Below are 16706 nucleotides of genomic sequence, written 5' to 3'. Positions count from 1 at the left end.
TTTGCCATGAAGCAATACGTCATCGCGCTTGACCAGGGCACCACCAGCAGCCGGTGCATCCTGTTCGACCGCGAGCAGAACATCGTCCAGCTGGCACAGAAGGAGTTCACCCAGAATTACCCTCACCCCGGCTGGGTGGAGCACGATCCCATGGAGATCTATTCCAGCCAGTATGGCGTCCTCATGGAAGTGCTGGCCCAGAGCGGCATCGATGTCCGGGAGATCGCGGGCATCGGCATCACCAACCAGCGGGAGACCGCCATCGTCTGGGACAGGGAGACCGGCCGCCCCGTCTACAATGCCATCGTCTGGCAGTGCCGCCGCACAGCCGACTTTTGTGAAGAACTGATGAAGGACGCCGAGTTCACCGCCTATGTGAAGGAACACACCGGCCTGCTCATCGACGCCTATTTCTCCGCCACCAAGATCCGCTGGATCTTGGATAACGTCCCCGGGGCCCGGCAAAAGGCCGAGGCGGGACAGCTTTTGTTCGGCACGGTGGACACCTGGCTCATCTGGAAGCTCACCGGCGGCAAGGTCCACGTGACCGACTACACCAACGCCAGCCGTACCATGCTCTACGACATCAAGAACCTCTGCTGGGACAAGCGCATCTGTGAAAAGCTGGGGATCCCCATGAACATGCTGCCCGAAGTCCGCAGCTGCAGCGAGGTGTACGGCACCGTCAACATTCAGGGCGTGGAGGTGCCCATTGCGGGCATTGCCGGGGACCAGCAGGCGGCGCTGTTCGGCCAGACCTGCTTTGACCCCGGCGAGGCTAAAAATACCTACGGCACCGGCTGCTTCCTTCTCATGAACACCGGCAGCGAGATGTTCGTCAGCAAAAACGGACTGCTCACCACCATTGCGGCGGGGCTGGACGGCAAGGTGACCTATGCCCTGGAAGGCAGCGTCTTTGTGGGCGGCGCCGTGGTCCAGTGGCTGCGGGATGAGCTCCATCTCATCACCGAGGCCTCCGACACCGAGTACTTTGCCCAGAAGGTCCGGGACAGCGCCGGGGTCTACGTGGTGCCGGCCTTTACCGGTTTAGGCGCGCCGTACTGGGATATGTACGCCCGGGGCGCCATCCTGGGCCTGACCCGGGGGGCCGGGCGCAACCACATCATCCGGGCGGCGCTGGAGTCCATCGCCTATCAGACTGGCGACGTGCTCCACGCCATGGAGGAGGATACCGGCATCTCCCTCAAGGAGCTGCGGGTGGACGGCGGGGCTTCGGCCAACAACTTCCTCATGCAGTTCCAGGCAGACATTGTGGGACGCAGCATCCGCCGTCCCATGATCCGGGAGACCACCGCCCTGGGCGCTGCCTATCTGGCCGGTCTTGCCACCGGCGTGTGGAAAGATCTGGACGAGATCCGCAGCCAGTGGACGCTGGACAAGGTATATACCCCTGTTATGGACGCCGACCGGCGCGACCGCCTTTATGCAGGCTGGCGCAAGGCGGTGAGCCGGGCAAGGGAATGGGCGGAATGAATGGAAAATCCGAGCATGGTCTCCTCCGATAAAAAATCATAAACATTACAGCGCGGCATATTTTTAATAAATATGCCGCGCTGTATTTTTTTGCGGCCGCGGAGGCTGCGGCGGAGGAAAGAAAAGAAACCCGAAAGCCCCCCGGAAGAGAAGCCCGGCAGGCTGCGGGCACAGCCAAAAAAAGAGACGGGAAGCCCCCGCAGTGCAGCGCACCGCGGGGGCTTCCCGTGTGAAAAAAATATGGCAAAAGGAAGAAAGCGGAATTATTTGCCCAGGGCCTTGAACATCCAGCCCTTGTAGGCTTCCACGCCGGGCTGATTGAAGGGATCAATGCCCAGCAGGCTGCCCGAGATATAGCAGGCAAACTGGAAGAAGTAGAACAGCTGGCCGAAGTTGTAGGCATCCAGCGCCGGAACGTCGAAGATCAGGCAGGGCAGCTTTTCGCTGTGAGCGGTGACGGTGGCGGAGAAAGCCGCCTTGTTGATGTCGTAGAAGTCCTTGCCGTTGAGGTAGTCGAAGTAGTCGGCCTTGCCGTCGGGCATGACCACCAGGCTGTCCTGGCGGGCTTCCACGTCCAGGAAGGTCTCGAACATGAGCGGCGCGCCGTCCTGAATGTACTGACCCACTGCGTGCAGCTCCTCAGAAAATTCGGCGGTGACGGGGAAAAGTCCCTTGCCGTCCTTGCCTTCGCTTTCGGCAAAGAGCTGGACCCACCACTTGTAGAACCACCGGAACTGAGGCTCGAAGCTGGCCAGAAGTTCCAGCTTGTAGCCCCGCTGATAGTACAGGTTGCGCAGCACGGCATAACGCAGGGCAAGGTTATCCTCCGGCGCGCCGGTGTGCAGGGCGGTCTCCATGTCGGAGGCACCGCGTACCAGGGCACGGATGTCGATGCCCGCTACAGCCATGGGCAAAAGCCCTACATAGGTCATGGCGGTGTAGCGGCCGCCCACGTTGGTGGGGAAGGGGACAAAGGTGTAACCCTCGGTCTTGCACAGCTCTTCCAGAGAGGAGCCGTAGGTGCCGGTGCAGATGATGCGGCTGGCGGCTTCCTCAGGAGAATAGCGGGCAGCCAGTTCCCGACGCAGTACCCGGAAGGAGGCGCCGGGTTCCAGCGTCTCGAAGTTTTTGGCGATGCAGTCGATGGCAAAGTGCTTGCCTTCCAGCTTTTTGAGCATGCGGTTCATGGCATTGGCGGACAGGGTGTTGCCCGCGTAGACGATCTCGGGGCCGGAACCGTCGGCCAGTGCCTCGATGACGGCACGGGCAGCATTGTTGGAGCCGCCCACGCCGATGAGTACAAAGGCATCGCAGGTCTCGCGGATGTGGGACGCGATACGCTCGATGTTGGCAAGGATCTCCTCCCCGGCCCATTCATCCACGTTGAGCCAGCCCTGGCTGTCGGCGTAGCGCTCTTCCCCGGCCTGGGCCAGCTGCAAGGCGGGAACGCCGTCCCGGATGGCGGCCGTGAGTTCGGCTTCGCCTACCAGAGCGCGCTGATCGCGGATACTCAATTTCAACATGATATTCACTCCCCTTTGGTTGTTGTCAGGGTCTTAGGTCCATGAGCTTGGGCAGAGGTGCTCCGATGAGGGGGCGGCACCACTCCTTGAAGGCCTCGGTGATGTTGTTGCCCCGGGCGTTGATGAACTCGTCGGGCAGTTTGCGCTCGGTCATCATGACTTCCTGGATGTCCACGAGGAAGGTCTCGCAGCGGTAATTGGGCCCCGGGACACGGCGCAAAGCCACCATCTTGCCGCTCTGGCCGGTGGTGACGGCATCCACTGCCGCACGGCCGCAGAGCTCTGCCTCGGTGCGGTCGGTGTCGCTCTGCCAGGCGATGGACGCCCGGCCCAGCAGGCCCGGTTTTTCCGCACGGGCCTTGTAGCCCAGCTTTTTGGTGATGAGGTTGGCCAGATGGGCGGACACGTCGCCGAAATAGGTGGCTCGGCCTACGGTAAAGATGGGCTCCACGATGGGGGTGCCGTCGGCATAGTGCAGGCCCTCGCTGGCCACCACCACGCCGTGGCCTTTCGTCTTGATGAGCTGCTCCACGTCGCAGAGGAACTCTTCCTCCTTGAAGGCGCGCTCGGGCAGGTAGATCAGGTCGGGGCCGTGGGCATAGCTGTCGGTGGCAAGGGATGCCGCCGCCGTGACCCAGCCCGCATTGCGGCCCAGGGCCTCCACCACCACAATGTGGATGGGCAGGCCCTCCACGTCGCAGCAGACCTCCGCCACGCTGCCCGCCATGTACCGCGCCGCACTGCCGAAGCCCGGCGAGTGGTCGGTGATGGCCAGGTCGTTGTCCATGGTCTTGGGGATGCCGATGACGTTAATGCCCCGTTCGGCGCAGCGGGCATACAGCTTGCCGCAGGTGTCCATGGTGCCGTTGCCGCCGTTCATGAGAACATAGCGGATGCCGTATTTCTCCAGGATAGGCACCATGGCCTCATACTCGGGGGCTTCCAGGGCGTCCCGGCTGGTGCCGATGGCGGACGCCGGGCTGGACAGCAGGCCCCGGAGTTCCGCGTCGGGCAGGTCGGTGACATCCCGCAGCTTTTCCTTCAGCAGGCCGCCGGTGCCGCCGATGGCCGCATAGACGCGGTCCACCAGCGGGCAGTCCTGGGCCTGACGGATGGCCCCGTACAGGGAGGAGTTGATGACGGCGGTAGGGCCGCCGCCGTGTACGATGAGAAGATTACCGGCCATGGGCGGCCTCCTTTCAGCCGCAGCCGCAGCCGCCGTGGCGATGGCCGTACTCGTCCATGCAGTCGTCGGCGGGGTTCTTCATGCACAGATGCACGCTGGTGGTCTTGAAGGTCAGGGGCAGAGCCAGGATGTTGGGGTTCTCGCCCACATACTTCTTCTTGGCGTCCTCCAAAGCCTCCTCGAAGGTGGCGCGGGTCTTGAGGCCCATGCCGCGGGCATAGCCCGGATCCTCGGCGCCGACAATGTAGATGGCGCTGGTGTTCATCTCGGCGATATGGCCGCAGCTCATCATCGAGAAGCCGTGGAAGGGATGGAAGGCGTTGGTGAAGCGGTACTTGCGGATGTACTCCTCGTTGGTGGCGAAGTACTCGCCCAGACGGTTCATGTCGGGCAGCTGGTTCATCTGGTCATGCTGGAACCACTCGTAGCACTCCCGCAGGTAGGGCCACTTCTTGTCGTTGAAGAAGCCGTTGCACAGGGAGGAGCAGATAATGACGCAGTGGTCGCTCATGACGCGCTTGAAGCGCAGCACCTGGGCGGACAGAGCCTGCATCATCATGATGGGGTTGGTGCCCATGCCGTCGCCGTAGTGGAACTTCTGGGGCATGCCGAAGACGAGAACGTCGTACTTCTTCTCCGCCCAGTGGACGTAGGTGCGCTTGTCGGCCACCTTCCAGCTCTCGGGCATCATTTCCTTGGCGTAGCCGGAGAAGATGGCGATCTGGCGGCTCTTGGAGTCGAGGACGGCGTCGCAGCAGAAGAAGGGATGGCCCATCTTCTCCTCCATGTGCATGGAGATCTCGTTGAACTTGTCCCGCATCAGGCTGCCGTTGTTGACGGGGGTGAAGTCGTCCCGGTGCATGACGGAAGGCACATGGTGGCTGGCGATGCTCTTCCAGTTGGTGATGCCGGTGGCGCTGTGCTTGTAGCCGCCGGAGTAACCGCCGTAGGGGTTGCCGTTGACATGGCCGATGAGGATGGGCAGGTCGGCTTCAAAGACCATGCGGTTCATCCAGACGGGGTCGCCCCGCTTGGTGAAGCCCAGATCCACCATGTTGTCCGGGTCCTCGGAGTCATGGCTGATGATCTGACCGGTGGGCCAGAACTGGTTGTACAGCTCGGGTCCGAAGATGGCCAGAGCGTCCTTGTCGGTGGAACGGGGATGCAGGCCGTTGGAGATGATGAACAGGATGTCCTTCTTCTCCACGCCCACGCTGTACAAATCGTTCAGGATGTACTTGATGGACAGTTTGCGGTGGCTGGTGGGCTGCTCGCCGCCCTTGACGCGGTCGGGCACGACGAAGACCACCTTGCTGCCCTTGTGGGCCAGCTCCTTGACGGTGGGCATGCCGATGGGATGATCCAGGCTCTCACGGTAAGCGGCTTCCAGCTTGTCCTCGGGGATATAGTCCGGGTCGGGCACCGTGATGCCGGGGATGAATTCGTCGGTGGAATCGGGCAGATCCGCACCCATGGTGCCGGCGCCGTACTCAAACTCAAAATGCTTCATGATAACGCTCCTTTGTTGTTATGAGGCAATCACTTGCCCAAGTAGAGGCGGATGATTTCCAGGTATTCCTCGGGGTAGAAGCCGATCTCATCGGTAAAGCGGGTGAGGGCGATGAGGCCGCCGTCGATCTCTGGGATGGAGGCCAGCATGGCGGCGTTGTCGGATTTCAGGCCGCCGCCGTAGACCACGTCCATGCCGCCGGTCTGTTCCTTGACAAAGCGGGCAATTTTGGTGATGTAGGGCTTGTCGGCCGGGGTCTTGCCGGGGCCGATGGACCAGACGGGCTCGTAGGCGATGACGACCTTGCTCTTGTCCACGCCTTCCAGGCCGATGGACAGCTGCTCGCCCAGGACCTGCTCCCAGTTGTCCTGCTCCTCGCTCTTTTCACCGATGCAGTAGAGCACCGTCATGCCACGGGCCACGGCGCAGCGGATCTCCTGATTCAGCAGGCGGTTGACGGTGCGGGAAGCCTCCAGCCCGGTGACGCCGGCCTCGGCCAGGATGCCCATCTTGTCGTTGCGCTCCTCGCAGTGGCCGATGAGGACACTCTCGCAGCCCAGGGCCACCGCGGCGCTGGCGGGACGGTTGGTGGTGAAGGCGCCGAAGTTGCCGCCCACGGCGGTGTCGGCGCGGAACACGCCCTGGCAGCCCAGCTGCAAAGCACAGCCCGGCTTGCGGGCGGCTGCGGCGCTGAGGAGGTGAGCCTCGGGCAGGTAGGCGGCGAACTCTACTTCATTCTTGTCGTAGGCAGCCAGGCCGTCCTGGGTGCCTTCCACAATGGCTTTGCCCCAGTCGGCCACGGGGGCCAGACGGTTGACGCCGCCCATCTCCACGGGCACGTCAAAGCGCTTGAGGTTGAGGAAGATATGCTTCATGCTCAGATGCCCTCCTTCTTGTAGCGGTCGGCCATCTGCTCGCAGGTGACGGGCTCGATGAGGTTGCTCTTGCGGTAGCTGCCGAACTGGACCAGCAGGGGAGCGATGGACTCGGTGACGCCGTTCTTCATGCACTCCACAACCTTGGCCACGTCCTCGTCGGCGATCTTGCCGTAGAGGATGGCGTCCATGATGGAAGCGGTGTAGTTGCGGGGGTCAAAGTTCTTGGGATTGGCTGCCATATCCCGGTAGACCTGGCCGATGGAGGGGCTCTCCTTCAGCTCGGGATGGTCACGGAACAGCTCCATGATGTTGCGGGTGCAGGCCAGACGGATGTCGGTGTCCACGTTGATCTTGTTGATGCCGCAGTGGGCCACGTCCACCAGCTGGGCCACGTCGATGCCGAAGGCGTTCTCCAGCTGGCCGCCCATGGCGTTGATCTGCTGGACGTACTCCTGGGGCACGGTGGAGGAACCATGGCTGACCAGGAAACCGCTGATGCCCTCGTGGAGCATGCACTCCTTGGTGGCGATGGCAATCTCGCGGCGGATCTTGGTGTCCTTGCCCTTGTTGGCACCATGGCAGGTGCCGTAGCTGATGGCCAGGGCGTCGCAGCCGGTCTTCTTGAAGAAGTCCACCGCCTGCATGGGGTTGGTGTAGGTGGAGGTGGCGCTGAAGACGTGGTCTTCCACGCCGGCCAGCACGCCCAGCTCGCCTTCCACGGTAACGCCGTAGGGATGGGCGTACTTGACGACCTCGCGGGTGAGCTCCACGTTGTCCTCATAGGGCAGGCTGCTGCCGTCGATCATGACGGAGGTGTAGCCGCCGGCGATGCAGGCCTTGACGCTTTCCAGCGTCTTGCCGTGGTCCAGATGCAGGGCAATGGGGATGGGGCTGTCGGCGCCGTACTTCTTGACGGTGTCGCCGATGTTCTTGGCGCCGACGGCCTTCTGCTCGGGAGTGCCGTGCATGAAGTCCAGCTCGCCGCTCATGTAGGCGTTGGATGCCTCTGCACCCTGCAGAATGGCGCCGGAGCGCAGCAGCTCATGGATGCGGATGGCGGCTTCGATCTGGCCGACGCTGTTCATGTTGAAAGCGGCCTGGCCGTAACGGTACTTGTCGGCGGCTTCCAGAATGGCTCTCATGGGTACCAGCATATGGGGGTTCCTCCTCAAGGTGAAGTCATAAAGTTATATTCATAAAATTAATAAATTAATTGACTGTGGATATTATAGAACGCTTTTAAGCGGATTGCAAGGGAAGATAGGGCAAAAAAACCTTGCGGTTCAAAGATTGTATAAAGCGACAAAATTTTACGGCATTTTTTGTGGGCCGCGTAAAACAAAAGCCGCATCACAGTGCGGGAAACAGCCCAAATCAGGCTGTTTCCCCACTGGAGATGCGGCAATGAGAGATCAGCTGACGCTGACAGCACAGGTGTAGCTGCGCCGGCCCATCAGATCAACCGGATCACCGGCCAAACGGATGGTATGGGTATCGCAGAGGTCTTCGCTGCTGGTGCCCAGGCTCAACTCGGCAGGACCGGGCTCTACCACAAAATCCATATCCTCATTGTAATAGCCCAGCTGTGCGGCTTTCAAGTCAAATTCGACGGTTTTGGACTCGCCGGGAGCAAGGGTGACCCGCGCAAAGCCCACCAGCTGTTTGTTGGGGCGGATGACATGGGCGCCGGAAAAATGGTAATACAGCTGTACCACCTGGTCACCGGTGCGGTCACCGGTGTTGGTTACGGTGCAGCGGGCGCGGATGGAGCCGTCGGTGGGCAGTTCTTCCGAATCCAGTTCCAGCTTGCTGACGGCAAAGGTGGTGTAGCTCAGGCCGTGGCCGAAGGGGAAAAGGGGACGGTCGGTGTTGTCCACATAGCCGCCGCCGAAGATTACACTCATGGCGGCGCTGTCACCGCCATAGCCGCTGCCTACCCGGTGATTGTAGGTAATGGGAAGCTGGCCGATATGATGGGGCACCGTGAAGGTCAGGTGTCCGCCGGGATTGACGGTGCCGTCCAGCACGTCGGCCAGGACACGGCCGGCGTCGGCGCCGGGCATGAAGGCCTGGACCATGGCGGCAGTGTGCTCGGCGGCCCAGGGCAGGGCAAAGACGCCGGGCCCGTACAGGATCAGGACCACCGGCTTGCCGGTAGCACACAGTGCTTCCAGAAGCTGCTGCTGTACGCCGGGCAGGTCCAGGCTGCTGCGGTCCTTGCCTTCGCCGCCGGTGACGTTGATCCAGCCGCAGTTGCCGCCCATGGCTGCGATGACCACATCGCTGTCCTCGGCAGCGGCAACGGCATCGGCAAAGCCGGAGGTGTCGTCCCCGATGATCTTGCAGCCTTCGGCATAGCGGACGGCAAAGCGGTCGCTGAGCACGGAATTCAGGCTGCGGGCACCCATTTGCCGCAGCACAGTGGGAAGGTCGTTGAGGCGGGCCTGGTCCTCCGGAGAGAACATGGCCAGGGTCGCCGCAAAGGGATTGGCAGCGCCGAAGCCGCTCTCACACTTTTTGTCCTTGCTGGCGGCGGCTTCGTCGGCAATGCCGTTGAAGGTAACGGAAGAACTGTCCTCGGCACCGGCCTTCATCATCTCGATGTAGGCGGGGTAGGTGTAGCCGCTGATGGGATAGCGGAGGTTGTCGGCATGAGGGCCGACGACCGCCAGCTTGAGGCCCTTCTTGAGAGGCAGAGTTCCGTCGTTTTTGAGCAGGACGATAGACTTTTCCGCAATGCGGCGGCTGAGGTCGGCTTTGTCCCCATTGGTCATGGAAGCGCGAACTTTGTCCACGTCCACATAGGGATTCTCAAACAGACCGTACTCAAACTTGATGGTCAGCACACGGCGGACCGACTCGTCGAGAAGGGACTCGTCCAGTTTGCCTTCCCGCACATAGTCGGGAAGCTGACGGTAGGCGTTGCCGATGGGGATCTCGGTGTCCAGGCCGCCCTTCTTGGCCAGCAGTCCGGCTTCCTTGTAGGTGGGGGCAATGTGGAAGTAATTGTACATTTTCATGATGGCCGCACCGTCGGAGGTGAGCATGCCGCGGTATTTCATGGTGTCGCGCAGCAGGGTGCGGGCAATCTTTTTGTTGGCGCCCACGCACATGCCGTCGATCTCGCCGTAGTTGGCCATCATGCCGGAAACATCCGCCTCGTTGGCGGCGGCCTCAAAGGGAGTGGCAAAAGTCTCATACAGTTCCCGGTCATTGATGCGGGCCACGGCGCAGTTCAGACCGGACTGGCTCTCCGCATAGCCCAGAAAATGCTTGGCAATGCAGGCCACGCCTTCCTTGTTTTTGCCCTGCATGCCCTTGACGTACTCCACGCCCATGCGGCTGATGAGGTAAGGGTCCTCGCCGTAGGTCTCATAGGTGCGGCCCCAGCGGGGGTCCCGGGAAACATCGATGACCGGGCTCATGGCCGAGTTGATGCCCACCGAGCGGCTTTCCTGTCCGATGACGGCGGCCATCTCGCCGGCGAGCTCCGGCTCCCAGGTGCAGCCCACATTGATCTGCGCCGGGAACAGGGTGCCGCCCGCAGCCGGATAGCCGCAGAGATTTTCCGTCTGCAGAGCCACGGGAATGCCCAGGCGGGTCTCCTCCACAAAATAGTGCTGCAGTTCATTGGAAATCTCGGCAATCTGCACCGGGTCCACAATGCCGATCATGGAATACTGGGTGAAGCGGCCGTGACCGTTGGGGAATTTCTCCCGCAGGGTCTCCGCACTGACTTTGCCATCTTTGATAAAAGAGGCGGGCAGGTCCCCGCAGAGCTGGGCGGCTTTTTCCTCCAGCGTCATGCGGGAGAGAAGGTCCTCCACACGTTCAGGGATGGGGCGTGTACTGTCCTTGTAAATCTCCATAATCTACTCCTTTCAGTACAAGAGCATGCTTTGTTTATTAATTAAAGTAACAAATTAGACGGGGGTTGTCAATTCCTCATCCGGAGGAATCGGGGAGCTGGAAAAAAGATTGGAGAGATGCACAAATTGACTTCGAAAAATTCGTTGTTCTGACGTTTTTACGGGGAGGAAAGAAGGTAAAACGGGCTTGGGATCCGGCTGTACACAAAAATGCCCGGGCTTTCCTCCAGACGGCATCGTCTGACGGAAAGCCCGGACTGGGGGAGGTGGCTGGATCAGGAAAGACTATAGAACACGTTTCCGGCATTGTAGGTTTCGATGGTGCTGTTCCACAATGCCTGCACCGCAGTAAAGCGCTCTTTGGTGTAGCAGAGATAAAGCATATTCCGGGGCGGCCATTCCAGCGCCAGGCGAAAACGGCTGTCCTTGTCCAGCGTACGGGGAGAAAAATAAATATACCGGGTGCCGGGACGCTTGGGGTCGTTATTGTTGAAAACCTTCAGCCCCACTACGCCCACCTCGGCAATGTCCGACCAGGGAATGCTGCGCATGGGAATACCGAAAAAGCTGCGGGAAAGTCCGCCGTCATCCAGAGTAAGGGTGGAGCCGTACAAAACAGCGACAAATACGAACAGTGCAGCCGCTGCGCCGAACAGTACGGCAGCAATCCAGTTGCCCGCCGCTGCGGCCAGAAAGGCCAAAAAAGCACACACGGCCACGGTGCACAGGGCAACGCCAAACTTGAACGGGTGGATCAGATACTGGTGTTTCGTGGCAGATCCCTCCTGACATACAATGCAGAATATGGATTTCAGTATATCGCACCGGTCGTTGCCTGTCAAAGCGCGGCAGAAAGAACGGCGCTGATTACAGCTTGTCGCTCTCGCCCGAGGCAAGCTGCAAAATGCGGTACATGGGAATGTTCTGAGCGGCGAGCTTCATGACGGAGTCCTTCTTCTCCGGGGGGACGATCTGCTTCAGATGTGCCCAGATCATCTCGCCGTTCATTCGGCCGTCGTACTGATAGGGGACCACATCGCAGGTGGACTGATACCAGTCCAGCATTTTGAGGCGCAGATCCGCCAGAACCGAAGCCATTTCGGGACGTTCGGCCAGATCCTCGGTTTCGTCGGGGTCCTGTTCCAGGTCAAACAGCTGGTCGGGCTCATACAGGCGGCGGACATACTTGTACCGGCCGCAGCGCAGCATGGTGGCCTTGGTGTGAGCAATATCATCTTCCTGTGCTTTCATGCGGGGCCAGTACTCGTTGACCGGCTGTGCGCCCTGGGGAGAGGTGGCGTGGCTTTCGTCACAGTGAACCTCGCCTGCAAGGCGCCCGCCTTCACAGCAGGCATATTCCCGCAGAGGCTTGTCCGGGCTGGCCAGATTCTCCCGCAGGCTGCGGCCAAACTGGGTGTGGTCCGGCGCAACGCCCGCCAGATCCATGGCGGTGGCATAAAAGTCCACCAGCTCCACCAGGCCGTCCCGGATGCCCGGCGTGACCGCTACGCCCTTGGGGGGCTTGATGAGCAGAGGAACCCGGACCAGGCTCTCCTCAAAGGTATTCTGGTTCTTTTCACTCAGGCCGAACAGGCCCTGATAGTCGCCGTGGTCGCTGAAAAAGAAGATGGCGCAGTCGTCGTAGATGCCCGCTTCCTTCAGACCGTCGCACAGGCGCTGGAACTGGTGGTCTATCTTCAAACACATGGCGGCATAGGCGGCGCGCAGCTCGTCCCAATCGGCTTCGGTGTACTCCTGCAGGCCCTGGCGCTGGCGAATCAGCGTTTCGATTTTGGGCTCAAAGCTGCCGGGGGCGCGGGCTGCCCTGCGGGGCGGCAGTTTGGAACGGTCAATGGCGGAAAAGTAAGGGTCTTCCGCCTGATAGGGAGGATGGGGATACATCAGGCCCAGGAACATGCACAGCGGTTCGCCGTTGGGCGTGGGGGTCTTGGCGCGGGCAATGGCCGCATCCACCACCTCGTCGTCCGACGAGTAGTTGCGGCCCCGGGCATCCACGCCCAGCTGGCCCTTGTAGTGGGAATAGTAATTCTTGCTGCCGGGCTCGCCCCGGAGATTCTTCAGGGGACCGGGGGCCGCGGGCACATCGCCGCCGTAGAAGATCTCGCTGGCATGCCGATGGAAGGCGGCTTCGTCCTGACCGGGGAGAAAGTCATTGCGGGCGTTCATCCAGACGTGATAGCCGGCGGCTTTCAGCTCGGAAAAGATGCTGCTCTCCTCGCTGTGCAGCATGTACCGCATGGTGCGGTGACCGTGCACATGAGGATACAATCCGGTCAGAAAACTGCACCGGCTGGGCACGCAGACGGGATTCTGGCAGTAGGCGTTGCGGTAAGAAGCGGCTTCTTCCGCTGCAAAATGGTCCAGAAACGGCGTCTGGGCGGCAGGGTTGCGTCCCATGTGTGCCAGCGCGTCGCATTGCATCTGGTCGGGGTTAAAGATGATGATATGAGGTCGGGTACTCATAGTCACACTCCTGCTTTTTTATCAGTGGGTGAAGGTGTATGTGGTCAGCCTCTTGATGATGTCGGGATGATCCTTGATAATGTTGTGCATTTCGTCGGGGTCCTGCTCCAGGTCGTACAGCTCATCGCTGTCGTTCCAGTTGCGGATCCACTTGTAACGGCCGTCGAATACCATCATCATGTTGCGCAGCTCGCTGATCTGAGCGACGCGCAGGGACACGTCCTCGCCCTTGAGCAGCGGCACCAGTGAACAGGCGTCCATGGCGGTGGCGTCGTAACTGGTCCCGGTCAACTCCAAAATGGTGGGGGCCAGATCCATGAGCATGGCCGGGGCGTCGCAGATGGCGGCCTTGTCCATGCCGGGCAGGTGGATCAGCAGGGGAATGCGCAGAGCGCCTTCGTACATGGTGGTCTTGGCGAACAGTCCGTGCTCGCCCATCATCTCGCCATGGTCGGCGGCAAAAATGATGATGGTGTTGTCCAGAAGATTGCGGCGCTCCAGCACATCCAGCATCTGGCCCACCCAATAGTCAATGACCTGGATGGCACCGTCGTAGTGCAGCTTGGTGTTGTTCAGGTCGTCGTCGGTCATACGATATGGAGATCTATGACTATGTCACTGACTCTGCCGGCAACCATATCACGGCAGACGACATCGTCTGGATGCTGCAGGCTTGTGTGGATGCCGGTCTGAAAACCTGCTACGACAAGATCGACACCATCACCAAGACCGGCGATTATACCCTGCAGGTCAAGCTGAAGCAGAACGTGGTCGGCGCTTTTGAGACGATCCTGACCAGCACCTATGTTGTATCCAAGGCGGCTTACGAGGCGGACGGCAACGATTTTGCCACCCAGATCGTCTCCACCGCGCCCTACATTGTGACCGAGTTTACTGCCGGCTCCACCATGACCATCGAAAAGCGCGACGATTACTGGCAGAAACCTGAACTGATCCCGGCCGGCAACGCTGCCAACGTGGACAAGATCACCTATCACGTCATTACCGAGGCTTCTCAGGCAGGCATCGCCCTGGAGACCGGCGAACTGGACGGTTTCATGAGCCTTGACCCCAACACCGCCACTCAGTTTGTGGGTAACTCCACTTTCAGCATGATTGATACTCCGTACATCAACGGCTACCAGATGTTCTTCTCCGGCGATCCCAGCCGCACCATCACCGATGATGTGAATCTGCGTCAGGCCATCTGCTATGCCATCGACGTGGACGGCCTGATCACCGGCGTGTTTGCCGGCTACGGCTCCAAGATGCATGACTCCGCAGCCAACACTGCTATGGGTTATCTGGAGAAGTGGGAAGACGAAGAGTACTATCCTTACGACCCTGAAAAGGCCAAGGAGCTGCTGGCACAGTCCAACTACAACGGCGAAGAACTGGTTCTTCTGGCAGGTTCCAACAGCACCATGCAGCGTCTGACCCAGATGATCCAGGGATATCTGGCTCAGGTCGGCATCACCGTCAAACTCAACCTGGCTGACCCGGCTCTGCTCACCTCCATCCGTCTGGATGGCAGCCAGTACGATATGTTCATCAACACCGTGGGCGGCGACTGGCTCTCCGACCACTGGGCAACCCGCTACGACATGAATGCCTACGCCACCGGCGACGCCTGCGCCCGTCATGACGAGGTGCTGGCCGATATGCTGTACTCCACCTGGACCGAGGACGGCTTCACCGAGGAAAACATTGACGCTGTCCACAACTACATCAAGGACAACATGTACGGTTTCGGCATGGTGCAGCCCAGCAACATCGACATCTGGCGTTCCGATATCGGCCTGACGGAGACCGTCCGCACCAGCAAGGGCAGCATCAACTGGGCTGCCAGTGTATACAGCGAGTAACAAAAACAAAGCAAGCAAAATGGAGGAGGTTGGCGCATGGCCAAATATGTACTGAAGCGGCTGCTTTGGATGATCCCCATCTCGCTCGGCGTGGCTGTTCTGGTCTTTACGCTGATGACGTTTTGCCCCGGCGACCCGGCAGAGATCATCCTGGGTTCCACCGCAACCGAAGAAAACCTGGAGGCCATGCGTGAACAACTTGGCCTGAATGATCCGTTTTTGATGCGGTTGGGAGATTATCTCAACGACACTTTCCTGCATTTCGATTTGGGTGAGTCCTGGACCACAGGCGTAAGCATTGCAGATTCCATTGTGGAATGCCTGCCCCGTACCATGACCCTTACCATCATCACGCTGCTCATCGCCATTGTCATCGGCATCCCGCTGGGAGTTATAGCCGCAGTGTATCAGAACCGCTGGCCGGACAAGGTCAGCATGGTGCTGGCTCTGCTGGGCGTCTCGGTGCCGAACTTCTGGCTGGCTCTGCTGCTGGTCATCCTGTTCTCGGTCAATCTGGGTTGGCTGCCGGCCATGGGCATCGGCGGTATCGAATACTACATACTGCCCGCCATGGCCGGTGCCGCCAACGGCATCGCCACACTGGCACGCCAAAGCCGTTCCAGTATGCTGGATGTTATCCGTTCGGACTATATTACCACGGCCCGCGCCAAGGGTGTGCCTGAAATTCAGGTGATTCTGAAGCATGCACTGAAAAACGGTCTGATCCCCATCATTACCGTTATCGGCACCCAGTTCGGCAAACAGCTGGGCGGCACCATGGTCATTGAAACCATCTTTGCCATCCCCGGCATGGGTCAGCTCATCATCACCGCGGTCAACAGCCGCGATTACCCCGTGGTTCAGAGCGGCTCCATTTTCCTGGCGATCGTGTTCAGCCTCTGCATGCTGGCTGTCGACCTGCTGTATGCAGCTGTAGACCCGCGCATCAAGGCACAGTATTCCAAGGGTAAAGTCAGAAGAAAGGCGGTGGCGGCAAATGGCTGAAGCAATTGCAGCAACCAAAACCACCAAAATCAAAAAGCAGTCGGAGTTTGTCCGGGTGTTCAAGGAACTGGCCAAGAACAAAACCGCCATGCTCGGCCTGATCATCCTGATTATTGAGGTGATCCTTGCCATTCTGGCGCCGGTGATTGCGCCTTACGACTATACCGCCATGGACATTGTGGCGGCTCAGCAGGGCCCTACGATGGCTCACTGGTTCGGTACCGATGAACTGGGCCGCGACATCTTCAGCCGCGTGCTGTACGGCGCCCGGTACTCCATTTCCATGGGCGTGCTGGCGGTCATCATCAGCACTACCATTGGTATGACCATCGGTTCCATTGCCGGTTACTTCGGCGGCTGGGTGGACAACCTTATCATGCGTCTGCTGGATATCATTCAGTCGCTGCCCGCCATGCTGCTGTCCATCGTGCTGTCTGCGGTGCTTGGCCCCGGATATTTCAACACGATCCTGGCGCTGTCCGTCAACGGTATGCCCGCTTCCGCCCGTATGCTGCGTGCTCAGATGATGAAGGTCCGCGGCAATGAGTACATTGAAGCTGCCCAGTCCATCAACTGCAGCAAGTTCCGCATCATTGTGCGGCATATGATCCCCAACTCCTTCTCCCCCAATATCGTGCAGGCGACCATGGCCATTGCCCATATGATCGTCATGGCGGCCAGCCTGAGCTTTATCGGCCTTGGCGTTCAGCCGCCTACGCCGGAATGGGGCGCCATGCTGACCGGTGCCCGCCAGTTTATCCGCCAGTGCCCGCACATGGTCATTTTCCCCGGCCTTGCCATCGCAGTTACGGTTCTTGCCGTCAACCTGATGGGCGACGGTCTGCGGGATGCCCTTGATCCCAAACTGAAACACTGAGAAAAGGAGGCGCGT

At 60.1% G+C, this 16706-nt stretch carries 13 protein-coding genes; 4 read left to right on the top strand and 9 right to left on the bottom strand.

What is annotated here, in order from left to right:
• Window positions 1-6: 6 nt before the first annotated feature.
• Window positions 7-1494, top strand: coding sequence for a glycerol kinase GlpK (gene glpK / locus INF35_RS07680; RefSeq protein WP_193501184.1), 1488 nt, complete (start codon window positions 7-9; stop codon window positions 1492-1494).
• Window positions 1495-1757: 263 nt separating this feature from the next.
• On the opposite strand, the gene INF35_RS07675 is transcribed toward glpK, so the two are convergent.
• The 9 genes from INF35_RS07675 to INF35_RS07635 form a co-directional block, all read right to left on the bottom strand.
• On the bottom strand, window positions 1758-3017 hold the full coding sequence (locus tag INF35_RS07675) for a glucose-6-phosphate isomerase (protein WP_193501182.1): 1260 nt from the start codon (window positions 3015-3017) through the stop codon (window positions 1758-1760).
• 25 nt (window positions 3018-3042) lie between these two features.
• Window positions 3043-4203: a diphosphate--fructose-6-phosphate 1-phosphotransferase gene (locus tag INF35_RS07670; protein ID WP_193501180.1), complete on the bottom strand. Its 1161-nt coding sequence runs from the start codon at window positions 4201-4203 to the stop codon at window positions 3043-3045.
• 13 nt (window positions 4204-4216) lie between these two features.
• The gene (locus INF35_RS07665) at window positions 4217-5713 is read right to left on the bottom strand and encodes a lactate racemase domain-containing protein (RefSeq protein ID WP_193501178.1); all 1497 of its coding nucleotides are present in this window, start codon (window positions 5711-5713) and stop codon (window positions 4217-4219) included.
• 29 nt (window positions 5714-5742) lie between these two features.
• Window positions 5743-6588, bottom strand: coding sequence for a triose-phosphate isomerase (locus INF35_RS07660; protein WP_193501176.1), 846 nt, complete (start codon window positions 6586-6588; stop codon window positions 5743-5745).
• A gap of 2 nt (window positions 6589-6590) precedes the next feature.
• Window positions 6591-7745 carry a class II fructose-bisphosphate aldolase gene (locus INF35_RS07655; protein WP_193501174.1) on the bottom strand — a complete coding sequence of 385 codons (1155 nt, stop codon included), beginning with the start codon at window positions 7743-7745 and terminating at the stop codon, window positions 6591-6593.
• Between the two features lie 258 nt (window positions 7746-8003).
• Complete coding sequence (locus tag INF35_RS07650) at window positions 8004-10460, bottom strand: glycoside hydrolase family 3 N-terminal domain-containing protein (protein WP_193501172.1); 2457 nt, start codon at window positions 10458-10460, stop codon at window positions 8004-8006.
• 275 nt (window positions 10461-10735) lie between these two features.
• Window positions 10736-11173 carry a hypothetical protein gene (locus INF35_RS07645; RefSeq protein WP_193501170.1) on the bottom strand — a complete coding sequence of 146 codons (438 nt, stop codon included), beginning with the start codon at window positions 11171-11173 and terminating at the stop codon, window positions 10736-10738.
• Window positions 11174-11327: 154 nt separating this feature from the next.
• Entirely contained in the window at window positions 11328-12944 is a 1617-nt protein-coding gene (locus INF35_RS07640; protein ID WP_193501168.1) for a sulfatase-like hydrolase/transferase, read from the bottom strand.
• A 21-nt stretch (window positions 12945-12965) separates the two neighbouring features.
• Complete coding sequence (locus INF35_RS07635) at window positions 12966-13535, bottom strand: sulfatase family protein (protein ID WP_193501166.1); 570 nt, start codon at window positions 13533-13535, stop codon at window positions 12966-12968.
• Between the two features lie 5 nt (window positions 13536-13540).
• Here INF35_RS07635 and INF35_RS07630 point away from each other — a divergent pair, with 5 nt between their 5' ends.
• The 3 genes from INF35_RS07630 to INF35_RS07620 are packed head-to-tail and all read left to right on the top strand — an operon-like array spanning window position 13541 to window position 16691.
• Complete coding sequence (locus tag INF35_RS07630; protein ID WP_193501164.1) at window positions 13541-14809, top strand: ABC transporter substrate-binding protein; 1269 nt, start codon at window positions 13541-13543, stop codon at window positions 14807-14809.
• Between the two features lie 36 nt (window positions 14810-14845).
• On the top strand, window positions 14846-15814 hold the full coding sequence (locus INF35_RS07625; RefSeq protein ID WP_193501163.1) for an ABC transporter permease: 969 nt from the start codon (window positions 14846-14848) through the stop codon (window positions 15812-15814).
• On the top strand, window positions 15807-16691 hold the full coding sequence (locus tag INF35_RS07620; protein WP_193501162.1) for an ABC transporter permease: 885 nt from the start codon (window positions 15807-15809) through the stop codon (window positions 16689-16691). Before INF35_RS07625 ends, INF35_RS07620 begins: the two co-directional genes overlap by 8 nt.
• Window positions 16692-16706: the final 15 nt, after the last annotated feature.

Source organism: Gemmiger gallinarum (assembly GCF_014982805.1).
In the GTDB taxonomy this organism is placed as follows: domain Bacteria; phylum Bacillota; class Clostridia; order Oscillospirales; family Ruminococcaceae; genus Gemmiger; species Gemmiger gallinarum.
Note: the sequence above shows the minus strand (reverse complement) of the source record. Positions and strands in the feature narration are given on the sequence as shown.

Excerpts from the sequence above, each read along its gene's own strand:
- glpK (WP_193501184.1), top strand. The coding sequence starts at position 7 with ATGAAGCAATACGTCATCGCGCTTGACCAGGGCACCACCAGCAGCCGG.
- INF35_RS07675 (WP_193501182.1), bottom strand. The coding sequence starts at position 3,017 with ATGTTGAAATTGAGTATCCGCGATCAGCGCGCTCTGGTAGGCGAAGCC.
- INF35_RS07670 (WP_193501180.1), bottom strand. The coding sequence starts at position 4,203 with ATGGCCGGTAATCTTCTCATCGTACACGGCGGCGGCCCTACCGCCGTC.
- INF35_RS07665 (WP_193501178.1), bottom strand. The coding sequence starts at position 5,713 with ATGAAGCATTTTGAGTTTGAGTACGGCGCCGGCACCATGGGTGCGGAT.
- INF35_RS07660 (WP_193501176.1), bottom strand. The coding sequence starts at position 6,588 with ATGAAGCATATCTTCCTCAACCTCAAGCGCTTTGACGTGCCCGTGGAG.
- INF35_RS07655 (WP_193501174.1), bottom strand. The coding sequence starts at position 7,745 with ATGCTGGTACCCATGAGAGCCATTCTGGAAGCCGCCGACAAGTACCGT.
- INF35_RS07650 (WP_193501172.1), bottom strand. The coding sequence starts at position 10,460 with ATGGAGATTTACAAGGACAGTACACGCCCCATCCCTGAACGTGTGGAG.
- INF35_RS07640 (WP_193501168.1), bottom strand. The coding sequence starts at position 12,944 with ATGAGTACCCGACCTCATATCATCATCTTTAACCCCGACCAGATGCAA.
- INF35_RS07635 (WP_193501166.1), bottom strand. The coding sequence starts at position 13,535 with ATGACCGACGACGACCTGAACAACACCAAGCTGCACTACGACGGTGCC.
- INF35_RS07630 (WP_193501164.1), top strand. The coding sequence starts at position 13,541 with ATGGAGATCTATGACTATGTCACTGACTCTGCCGGCAACCATATCACG.
- INF35_RS07625 (WP_193501163.1), top strand. The coding sequence starts at position 14,846 with ATGGCCAAATATGTACTGAAGCGGCTGCTTTGGATGATCCCCATCTCG.
- INF35_RS07620 (WP_193501162.1), top strand. The coding sequence starts at position 15,807 with ATGGCTGAAGCAATTGCAGCAACCAAAACCACCAAAATCAAAAAGCAG.